Annotated in this window: 9 protein-coding genes and 1 pseudogene; 7 read left to right on the top strand and 3 right to left on the bottom strand. The window is 35.7% G+C overall.

Annotated features, from left to right (window positions below; genetic code table 11):
* Both PSE7429_RS27350 and PSE7429_RS20320 read left to right on the top strand, forming a co-directional pair.
* Positions 1–278: hypothetical protein (locus tag PSE7429_RS27350; protein WP_233424400.1), on the top strand; the 278-nt coding region annotated here is incomplete at its 5' end.
* Positions 236–925: a hypothetical protein gene (locus PSE7429_RS20320; protein WP_233424399.1), complete on the top strand. Its 690-nt coding sequence runs from the start codon at positions 236–238 to the stop codon at positions 923–925. The genes PSE7429_RS27350 and PSE7429_RS20320, both read left to right, overlap by 43 nt.
* 12 nt (positions 926–937) lie before the next feature.
* On the opposite strand, the gene PSE7429_RS20315 is transcribed toward PSE7429_RS20320, so the two are convergent.
* Both PSE7429_RS20315 and PSE7429_RS26040 read right to left on the bottom strand, forming a co-directional pair.
* Entirely contained in the window at positions 938–1,996 is a 1,059-nt protein-coding gene (locus PSE7429_RS20315; protein ID WP_009629230.1) for a hypothetical protein, read from the bottom strand.
* A gap of 144 nt (positions 1,997–2,140) precedes the next feature.
* Positions 2,141–2,398 (bottom strand): hypothetical protein, encoded by a 258-nt coding sequence (locus PSE7429_RS26040; protein ID WP_144052553.1) that lies wholly within the window; start codon positions 2,396–2,398, stop codon positions 2,141–2,143.
* Between PSE7429_RS26040 and PSE7429_RS20310 the strand changes: the two genes are divergently transcribed.
* The 4 genes from PSE7429_RS20310 (at position 2,382) to PSE7429_RS20295 (ending at position 5,507) form a co-directional block, all read left to right on the top strand.
* On the top strand, positions 2,382–3,857 hold the full coding sequence (locus PSE7429_RS20310; RefSeq protein ID WP_144052552.1) for a hypothetical protein: 1,476 nt from the start codon (positions 2,382–2,384) through the stop codon (positions 3,855–3,857). The two genes, PSE7429_RS26040 and PSE7429_RS20310, sit on opposite strands and share 17 nt — an antisense overlap.
* A 9-nt stretch (positions 3,858–3,866) precedes the next feature.
* Entirely contained in the window at positions 3,867–4,496 is a 630-nt protein-coding gene (locus PSE7429_RS20305; protein WP_009629228.1) for a hypothetical protein, read from the top strand.
* A 238-nt stretch (positions 4,497–4,734) separates the two neighbouring features.
* Positions 4,735–5,088: a hypothetical protein gene (locus PSE7429_RS20300; protein WP_009629227.1), complete on the top strand. Its 354-nt coding sequence runs from the start codon at positions 4,735–4,737 to the stop codon at positions 5,086–5,088.
* 107 nt (positions 5,089–5,195) lie between these two features.
* The gene (locus PSE7429_RS20295; protein ID WP_144052551.1) at positions 5,196–5,507 is read left to right on the top strand and encodes a hypothetical protein; all 312 of its coding nucleotides are present in this window, start codon (positions 5,196–5,198) and stop codon (positions 5,505–5,507) included.
* A gap of 155 nt (positions 5,508–5,662) precedes the next feature.
* Here the strand turns inward: PSE7429_RS20295 and PSE7429_RS20290 are convergent, their stop codons facing one another.
* Positions 5,663–5,857 carry a hypothetical protein gene (locus PSE7429_RS20290; protein ID WP_009629225.1) on the bottom strand — a complete coding sequence of 65 codons (195 nt, stop codon included), beginning with the start codon at positions 5,855–5,857 and terminating at the stop codon, positions 5,663–5,665.
* Between the two features lie 62 nt (positions 5,858–5,919).
* Between PSE7429_RS20290 and PSE7429_RS24710 the strand changes: the two are divergent.
* Positions 5,920–6,096, top strand: a pseudogene (locus PSE7429_RS24710) (response regulator transcription factor); the annotation flags it as partial.
* Positions 6,097–6,188: the final 92 nt, after the last annotated feature.

The raw sequence follows: 6,188 nt of genomic DNA, 5'->3' as shown, positions 1-6,188 counted from the left end.
GACTTAAAGAAATACGATTTAATTTAATAAATAAGGACGTAAATCTTAAGGAGATGAGGGGTAATAACGATGTATTGGGGATAAATACTCAGCAATGGATCGTAGATCCATTACCTGTAAATATATCTACCTCAGACACCTATGGATTGGGAATGCAGCCAACAGGCAGTCAGCAGATGCCAAGTATTGCCTTGTGTTTGATAGCAGTTATCTGTTTAATCAAAAAGCTGCATTTTTGGCAAATGGGATTTATAGTGGTTTTACATTACAACAGTTAGAAAAGATTGCGAAAGATACCCCTTTTGGTGAAGAAATTCCTAGTTTAAACATTCAAAATGCTCAGAAACTTCTCAAGGCAGATTTGAATTTCTATCTCTACTTGTACGGGATCACAACTCCAATAAGGAAGGCATACTTCATTGCTGAAGTTATGACTGAAACTGGCAGCTTAAGTCATTTCAGGCAACACTTTGATACAGATGGGAATAACTTTGATAAGGTTGACAATGATATTGAGAGAGGTCGAGGCTTAATCCAGCTTACGGGAATAGATAACTATAAAATGTTTGAAGATTATGTAGGGATAAGTGGATTGCGAAATAGACCCGATCTTGTTGCATCAAATATATCCTTGAATATGCTGGCAGCAATGTGGTTTTACTCAGTTCATGGTAATTTCAAAGGAAACCTAAATAGTTTTGCAGATGCTAATGTTTCAGAACCTAAACCAATTCCCATACCTGGACAGCTCAATCAGTATACATACGATATTGACAGCGCTGGATCTGTATATAAAATTTCCCTAGCAATCAATGGCTCAACAAATCAACGCTCTGATTATACTTATCCCAATCAAATTTTGCCAAATGGACTTGCAGAAAGACAAGAATATTTCAAGAATGCAGCTTTAGTGTTAAAGGTATAATTTTGCATTTGATTATGGATAATACTGAGAGAAGAAAACAGGGTCTAAACATCTACGATCTTCACACACTCTTTCCTCTATGAGTTTTACTTTGCTTCCGTTAATCTTATATTTTATGATCGATCCATTGGTTCCAAATGCTTTATATATACTAAGAATTCCTAGTTCGGAATCATAACTAGGATGACCATCCAATTGATATTCAGGGGTTCGGGAAAATTCAGGTCTATCTATAGGTAATAGGAACGGAACGGATTCAAGTGTATCTCCCTTCAGATTGGTCAACCAGTAAATGTATTCAGGATTTTTTGTGTTTGAGCCACAATACAGTGCTACGAGATATGTTTGAGGACTAACTAGAAATATATGAGAATATTGATCTGGATCGAATTCTTGGTGTTCAAAAGCCCTGCACCGCTTAGATAATTGCTTGCCTTTTTTATACAAACTTTGTAATATTCTCTGGTTGAGAGCTTTAGAAATGACTTCGTCTGATTTGGATGTAAACTGCTGGCTCCTTAAAAAACGTATAATTTTTTCGGTTTTAGCTGACTCAAAAATCTGACCATACAAGCATAGCGCAGGTTGTTTATCGGCATAGCAACCACCAGTATAGCTCTTTAAAAAAGCATTTGAAGGAATATTTAGCTTGAAAATGTTGCCTTGCACAATCCCTACCAAAGAATGTTTGTCCCAGCTAAGTAACACATCACCTTCAAATAGAACGGTCTTTGATTCCCTTAGTTTAACTTTAAAAATCTTTGGTTGGCTAACATTGTTGTTGTTTGCACAAATATAGGCTAAATAGTTTTGAGTCTCCGCATATACAATAATTTCACCGACATCATCACAAGTTTTATCATCCTTGAGTTCACTAATATCGCCAACTTTCAAAATAGGCTTTTGAGTATCTGTAGCAGCTTCTACATTTTGATTTGTTGTCTTCGGTTTCGCTTGAGTTTTTTCAGTCAAGATTGAAGCTTGAGGAGTTACTGCAAGAGGAGAATTAGTAGTACATCCTGTAGAAACAATACCTATAAAGTATAAAAATAATAAGCTAACTAAATTCATATCTATACGAGATTATTTTATTAACTTGGTAATCTTTATTTTATCATTTAGTATTAGTGATGGTTTAGTAATATTTTTTCAAATACCACTACTGATAAGCGGCGATCGCTTTAATTGAGATTGAAAATATTAGCGATGATGCGATTAAAATCGACGTTGTTGTTGATACTTTGATGGGGCGATCGCTTCTAATACATTTGATGGCTCTGGTAACGCTGGGAATGTCACGGTTGTGGCTGGTGGTGATATTGAAGCTGGTAGCATCACTACTACTTCGATTACGGGTAATGCTGGCAATGTCACAATTAAAGCTATTTCGAGGATAAAGGTGGGGAATGTTGATACTTTTGCAAGTAATAATGGAGATGCTGGAGATGTTACCCTATTGGCAGATGATGACATTGAAACGCTTGCCATTAATGCAAATGTGAAGGGTGATGGAGCAGGGAAGGGAATAGGAGGTACAGTAAAGCTTGTTAGCAAGATGGGTGATATTCTAACTGATTATGTTAGAACTGACAGTGCTGGTAGCATTGGTGGAAATATCACTCTAGATGCTGGCGCTGCTTTACTCTCTGCTGCTGGAATTGGTGGAACTGTTCGGGCTATTAATTCGTTTAGTATCGCGGGACAAGATTTTAGCCTTTATGCTGGAATTAGGAGTGGTGCAGCGATCGAGGTAAAGTATCGCGATCAATCATTTGCTTTTGGTGATGCGACTGAGAATGGAACAAAAGGTATGGTTATGTCTGGTGCAAGTTTAGCAACAGATGCTAGATTTGAAACTTTAAATCTGGCTCCTCAAAGTGGCTATAAAACACAACTCAGACTTGTATCTTATGCTAGTGATCCTGAGAAGCTCAAAATAAATAGCCTGATTGACAAGAGCTATAATGACCAGTACAGTTCTATTCTCGTAAAGACTGCTCAAGCTATTTATTCATCTCAGTCAATTTACTTTTATTTGTCTTCTTTGCTAACTAACCCATCTGGAGCATTACTTGGGGCTATAGTTGCTGGTTTTCAAGCTTATCTTAGTGAAGTCCAATTATTGCAAAAAGCCAAGTTGTTGACTGGTGTAGCTGCGTTTAAAGACACTAAATATTTTAGTAATGAGGCATACAGCCCAGATGGGACACCCCTTGGAAATTTTGTGGCTACAAATGCTGAATCGGTGGCTAAATATGCTCTGCCTAATATTGAAAGACTACTAGTTAGCGCAAGAAAATTTGATGTGACTGACAATGCCCAAATTGCCTACATTATGGCGACGGCAAGCCATGAAACTTGGTTTGGGATTCAGGATTTTTATGGTTCAATTAAAGATCATCCTGCATTGTACGAAAAAGGAAACGGAACTTTTAGATCAAAGGATGAGTATAACTATTTTCAGGAAGCGTATGGAACTTATCAATTTAGAGGACGTGGATATGTTCAACTGACTGGTATGGAGCAGTATCAAACAATGCAAAATAAATTTGGAAACCAATATGGAGTCAATTTATTGTCCGTTACTAATAAAAACGGTAGTGACAACCCATGGAAATGGACGTATGGTGCAGACGTAGTAGCGACAAACAGGAATCTTGCTGCTGATATTACAGTATATGGAATGCAGAAAGATTTATTTAGAGCGCCAAATCCTTCATCCATGCCATTTAATGGATATTTGAACAACACGAATGATTCAAATGCGAAAGATAATTTTACACAAGCTCGTAAGATCGTAAATTCCTATATTGATGAAAATGGCGGCATAATCAATAAAGAATTAGATATTGCCAAAAATATCGCAAGCAATGCTATTAATTACTACGATGCGTTAAACGGAAAACTGATACAGAATACTTCTAAGGTTTAAATTTGAGTAATGATAGAAATACAACAGTTAGTCTCATTATTTTTTCAATCTTTAGCTTCTATTATTATAGGAACTTCAGTGGCTAAAAATCCTGTCGGAATCAATGAAAGAATGGCTAGCGCAGACACAAAGTCTAAATATAAAGATGAGAAATTAGAATATATATATAAGAATAGAAGTAATTTTCAACTTTGCAATGAAGAGAGATATTTTTCAAACAGTCAATCTGAGCAATATTCCCAAGTTTATCAAATCAGTGATACAAAATATATTATAAAATTTGCTTGTAATGCCATTGGTTATTATGGACGAGGGCAGAATGATGTTTATTTGCTATATTCAATAAGAGATAATGGCATAGATATTGGATATATCTATGCGCGGTCGCTTATTTATTTTAATAATGGACTTAGGATATGGTCTTATCGTCTCCCATATGGAGCAAAAAACTTTGATCCAGAGACCTTAACTTTGAGGGCTAGTGCAGTAAAAAATGGAAAAGGTCATGAGGAAGAATATGTTTTTGAAAATGATGAATTTAAGCTTACAAAGTACACTGAATTGTCTATTCGTAGGAGAATAAATACAGAAACTCAACAATATGAACTAGTACAGGAATCTGAGGATATTTATCCGTAGCGTGCCACTCTCATAAGTACGATCGCTAATCTTGTAAAGTACGTTGATAACATGTAACGCAACGGATTAGCGTTTAGTCGTGCAGAAAGCATTTGTAGCATATCAATAAAATATTGAAGCTTGTATGTTTGCCTTGCCCCCAAGACATTAAATGTGAATTACACTTCATTAATGCACTCTACACGATCATGATCGCACTGTATAGAAATCATACAATCGGTATTTAGGATTAATCAAAATGTCAAATCCAATTGTATTTGTTTACTTAATTTATACATTTTGTTTGGGACAAATTAAAGATGTCCAAGTTTTACAAAAGTATGGCTTTACTTGGCTTTCTAAGGAGAAGTTACAAACTTCTTTAACAACTCTATTAGCATTAAATCTAGAGAAATCTAGTTATAGTTTCAATGAAGATGATTTCCCCAATAAAGGGGTAATAATTGACGCAAAAATTATTCCATATATTTTTATCGCGCCAATTAATAAAATTAGAAATAATTTTGAATATACAAGTAAAGTCCCAATTATTTTGCCATCAAAATTTAACTCTAAGGGCAAAACTTTACATGCTCATATTATTTTATTGTGATTCGGGAAAGTGGATATCGATTTACTTTTGCTGGTGACCGCGTTGATGTCTGTGCTCGAAAGGGATGTTGGGGAAGTATCCAGGGAAGTATTAAACGCGATGATGCGATGTCTCTTTCCCAAGAACTTGAATTTTATAAGCAGCGGAAAACTTATAATGCACATAGTGAATATTGTATCACCGTCAAATGTTCAGCTAAAGAAATAGAGAAAGCTCGGCAATTACGCGAAGCAGCAGGATTTAAGATACTATCTAGAGATATTCAAGGACTATACACTCCTTTCGCTTGTGTAGTATCCTGCGACCCTGCAAGAATTCAATGGGATGTCGGGGAATATCGTTACACAGTTGATGTGAGTATGGGTACTTTGGATGATGTATTAGAGATAGCAAATTCTACAATAGACAATCAGCAATAGATTATATGGTATTACACCGCTTACTGGGTTCAACTTTGATACAAATGGAGAGGCAATCTCTGTGACTTCGCATGTTGGTGGTAGCAGGTGCGATGTTAAAATAGTGATCGCAGCTTGTTTTTAAAACTAGGATTTAGGCGATCGCAAGTTGCTTTTTAAAATTTAGGATTTTTGCGATCGCAAGTTGTCAAAGTTGCAATTAATTGTTGCTCTAGCGCTACTGCGATCGCTTCTAATGCATTATTCTTTGCATCACTAGGCAATTTCGCCAAGGCGATCGCAGCGGTGCGAGTACGTTGGATCGACTCTAATAAATCTTGTGGCAAATCTAAAGATACATTCCCAGACACGTTAATCTCTATTACTTTTCGTAGATTGAAATTTTAGAGTAGAAATTTAGTTAACCAAGACTAGCAAATCTCTACTATTTTTCTATCTTAATACCAAAACACAAGAGGAAATTGCCAATCAGCTTTATATATCCACAAGAACTGTCAAAAATCACATTACCAATATTTTGAGTCAGCTAAATTTGCGAAACAGAACTCAGATTGCAATATATAACTGGCTACAGCTATATTTAAGTTAAATGCGATCGCAATATTTAGCTTAACAAAATTTGACTTAAAGAAATACGATTTAATTTAATAAATAAGGACGTAAATCTTAAGGAGATGAGGG

This window comes from Pseudanabaena biceps PCC 7429 (genome assembly GCF_000332215.1).
GTDB classification, from domain to species: Bacteria; Cyanobacteriota; Cyanobacteriia; order Pseudanabaenales; family Pseudanabaenaceae; genus Pseudanabaena; species Pseudanabaena biceps.
The sequence above is the reverse complement of the archived record's forward strand: the minus strand, read 5'-3'. Positions and strand labels throughout refer to the sequence as shown.

Bases quoted from the DNA above. Each gene is read 5' to 3' on its own strand.
- PSE7429_RS20315 (WP_009629230.1), bottom strand. From the start codon at position 1,996: ATGAATTTAGTTAGCTTATTATTTTTATACTTTATAGGTATTGTTTCT.
- PSE7429_RS26040 (WP_144052553.1), bottom strand. From the start codon at position 2,398: ATGTCATCATCTGCCAATAGGGTAACATCTCCAGCATCTCCATTATTA.
- PSE7429_RS20305 (WP_009629228.1), top strand. From the start codon at position 3,867: ATGATAGAAATACAACAGTTAGTCTCATTATTTTTTCAATCTTTAGCT.
- PSE7429_RS20300 (WP_009629227.1), top strand. From the start codon at position 4,735: ATGTCAAATCCAATTGTATTTGTTTACTTAATTTATACATTTTGTTTG.
- PSE7429_RS20295 (WP_144052551.1), top strand. From the start codon at position 5,196: ATGTCTCTTTCCCAAGAACTTGAATTTTATAAGCAGCGGAAAACTTAT.